Raw genomic sequence first — 1,940 nt, forward strand, 5'->3', positions numbered from 1 at the left:
ACTCCGCACTCCGCACTCCCAACTTACTCAATATCCACCAACCGAAACCCCATCTGACACTCGTAAGCATTAGATTGGGTTTCGGTGCAGCAGTCGAAGTTGTAGACGAGGCGACCGCAACCGAGTTTACCTTGTCGCCAGCGGGGGCGGCCATCGCGATCGGCTAACAGACAAGCTTGGCAGACTTGTTGCGGCGGAATAATTCGATCTTTGAGAATGACTACTAACATATACGACCCTCAAGTTTGAGTCGGGATTTTGGGGGATTTAGACGGTCTGGACTGGAATCTAATTGGGCGAGTGCGCAACACTTAGCACATACCGCGTAAAAAATTGGAGCTGGCAGAGGACGATCGTCGATATCATCAATTTTATCAATAGTACTCAAATTGTCACTGATGTCGCTCGGGATCGATCGCTAGCTCGTTTACCGATAGTAGTTATTTTCGGATCCATCGAGTGAGATATTTGTGCCGAGTGAGACGGTTTGGGGCAATCGAACCAGAGTTCGGGTGGAGACAGATCTCGATCGAAGTCAGAGCGATTGGTTATGATATATATCCACACAGAACCTCAATCGATCGAGTAGTTCCTAACCTATTTCCAGATATAGACTAGACCATGGCAAAAACTAACTTAGAATTTCTAGTAGAGACAGATCCGGCGATCGCGAGTTTAATCGGTTCGGAGCTAGGTCGTCAACGGAGTCATCTCGAATTGATTGCCAGTGAGAATTTCACCTCTGCTGCGGTGATGGCCGCCCAAGGTTCGGTACTGACTAATAAATACGCCGAAGGCTTGCCTAGTAAGCGTTATTACGGCGGTTGTGAATTTGTCGATGAGATCGAGCAAATTGCGATCGATCGCGTCAAGCAGTTATTCGGTGCGGCGGCGGCAAACGTCCAGCCCCACTCTGGCGCGCAAGCTAACTTTGCTGTGTTCCTGACGCTCCTCAATCCTGGGGACAAAATCATGGGCATGGATTTGTCGCACGGCGGACATCTCACCCACGGTTCGCCCGTGAATTTTTCGGGCAAATGGTTTGATGTCAATCACTATGGTGTCAGTCCTGAAACTGAGCAGCTAGACTACGACATGATTCGGGATTTGGCGAAACAACATCGTCCCAAATTGTTGATTTGCGGTTATTCTGCCTATCCTCGGATTATCGACTTTGCCAAGTTCCGCGAAATTGCCGATGAAGTCGGTGCGTTCCTGATGGCCGATATCGCCCACATCGCTGGATTAGTGGCTACTGGACATCATCCCAACCCCATCCCCTATTGTGACGTGGTAACGACCACCACTCACAAGACGCTTAGAGGGCCGCGCGGTGGTTTGATTATGACTCGCGATGCCGAACTAGGTAAAAAACTCGATAAGTCAGTATTTCCTGGCAGCCAAGGTGGCCCGCTCGAACATGTAATTGCCGGTAAAGCTGTCGCCTTTGGCGAAGCTCTCCAGCCCACCTTTAAGACCTATTGCGGCAACGTTATTGCCAACGCGCAAGCACTGGCGGGTCAACTCCAACAACGGGGCTTTAAAATCGTTTCTGGTGGGACTGATAACCACTTGCTGTTGGTCGATCTCCGATCGATCGGCATGACTGGCAAGCAGGCAGATTTACTCGTCAGCGATGTCAATATCACTGCCAATAAAAATACCGTACCGTTCGATCCCGAATCGCCCTTCGTCACTAGCGGTTTGCGACTCGGTTCGCCAGCGATGACGACTCGCGGCATGGGGACGACTGAGTTTGTCGAAATTGCCAATATTATTGCCGATCGGTTACTAAATCCCGAAGATGATAAAGTCGCCAGCGATTGTATCCAGCGGATTGGAACTCTATGCGATCGATTCCCCCTATATCCACATTTAAGTATGCCTGTACCCGCACTAGCATAAAAATAAAAACAGGGAGCGCGCGGGATCGAGATCCC

At 50.1% G+C, this 1,940-nt stretch carries 2 protein-coding genes; one reads left to right on the forward strand and one right to left on the reverse strand.

Features of this window, described 5'->3' with window-relative positions; genetic code table 11:
- Nucleotides 1-23: 23 nt before the first annotated feature.
- Complete coding sequence (locus RMO84_RS16925; RefSeq protein WP_310489607.1) at nucleotides 24-230, reverse strand: hypothetical protein; 207 nt, start codon at nucleotides 228-230, stop codon at nucleotides 24-26.
- Between the two features lie 391 nt (nucleotides 231-621).
- On the opposite strand from RMO84_RS16925, the gene glyA reads away from it, so the two are divergent.
- Nucleotides 622-1,905, forward strand: coding sequence for a serine hydroxymethyltransferase (glyA, locus tag RMO84_RS16930; RefSeq protein ID WP_310489608.1), 1,284 nt, complete (start codon nucleotides 622-624; stop codon nucleotides 1,903-1,905).
- The last annotated feature ends 35 nt before the right edge of the window (nucleotides 1,906-1,940 follow it).

Origin of the sequence: Chamaesiphon sp. VAR_69_metabat_338, from assembly GCF_031423935.1 — a bacterium.
GTDB lineage: Bacteria > Cyanobacteriota > Cyanobacteriia > Cyanobacteriales > Chamaesiphonaceae > Chamaesiphon.

What these genes read in the sequence shown, in the direction of transcription:
- RMO84_RS16925 (WP_310489607.1), bottom strand. Translation starts at nt 230, where the DNA reads ATGTTAGTAGTCATTCTCAAAGATCGAATTATTCCGCCGCAACAAGTC.
- glyA (WP_310489608.1), top strand. Translation starts at nt 622, where the DNA reads ATGGCAAAAACTAACTTAGAATTTCTAGTAGAGACAGATCCGGCGATC.